Annotated in this window: 1 protein-coding gene; it reads left to right on the top strand. The window is 72.1% G+C overall.

Translation table 11 applies throughout. The annotated features are described in order from the left end of the window. Nucleotides 1-1,136 (top strand): thiamine pyrophosphate-dependent enzyme (locus tag DPV74_RS41460; protein WP_119339294.1); only part of this gene is annotated, 1,136 nt, incomplete at both ends.

The following is a 1,136-nucleotide window of genomic DNA, read 5'->3' as shown; positions in this document are numbered from 1 at the left end:
CCCGTCGTGCCGGCCGCGAAACGCGTCGCGGCCGCGCCGTCGGCCGCGCAGCTCGACGAGCTGCGCGAGCGGCTCGCGGGCGCCGAACGTCCGTTCGCGATCGTCGGCGGCAGCGGCTGGACACCCGACGCGTGCGCGAACCTGCGCACCTTCGTCGAGCGCTGGCAGTTGCCGGTGGCCTGCGCGTTCCGCTACCAGGACACGATCGACAACGCGCACCCGAACTATGCGGGCGACGTCGGGCTCGGGATCAACCCCGCGCTCGCGAAGCGCATCCGCGACGCCGACCTGCTGCTCGTGATCGGGCCGCGCCTCGGCGAAGCGACGACCGGCGGCTACACGCTGCTCGACATCCCGAAGACACGCCAGACGCTCGTTCACGTGCACCAGGGCGCGGACGAGCTCGGCCGCGTGTATGCGGCCGACCTGCCGATCGTGTCCGGGATGCCCGAAATCGCCGCGCCGCTCGCCGCGCTCGAGCCGCCCGCGCACCCCGCGTGGGCCGGCAGCGCCGCCGACGCGCATCGCGCGTATCGCGAATGGCATGCGCCGCTGCCGATGCCCGGCGACGTCCAGCTCGGCGACGTGATGGTGCAGTTGCGCGAGCGCCTGCCGCACGACGCGATCCTCACCAACGGCGCGGGCAACTATGCGATCTGGCTGCATCGCCACTTCGCGTACCGGCACTTCCGCTCGCAGCTCGCGCCGACGAGCGGCGCGATGGGCTACGGGCTGCCGGCCGCGCTCGCCGCGAAGTCGCTGTACCCGTCGCGCGCCGTCGTCGCGCTCGCGGGAGACGGCTGCTTCATGATGGCCGGCAACGAGCTCGCGACCGCGATGCAGTACGGGCTGAACATCGTGGCAATCGTCGTCAACAACGGGCATTTCGGTACGATCCGCATGCATCAGGAGCGCAACTACCCGGGCCGCGTGCACGGCACGGGGCTCACGAATCCCGATTTCGCCGCGTATGCGCGCGCATTCGGCGCACATGGCGAGACCGTCGAGCGCACCGCCGATTTCGCGCCCGCGCTCGAACGCGCGCTGACCTGCGGGCTGCCCGCGCTGATCGAGATCCGCATCCCGCAGGACGCCAGCACGCCGGCCGCGACCCTCGAGCAGATCCGCGAACAGGG

The organism is Burkholderia sp. HAN2018 (genome assembly GCF_024704855.1).
GTDB classification, from domain to species: domain Bacteria; phylum Pseudomonadota; class Gammaproteobacteria; order Burkholderiales; family Burkholderiaceae; genus Burkholderia; species Burkholderia cepacia.
This window is presented reverse-complemented; position numbering and strand designations above follow the sequence as displayed.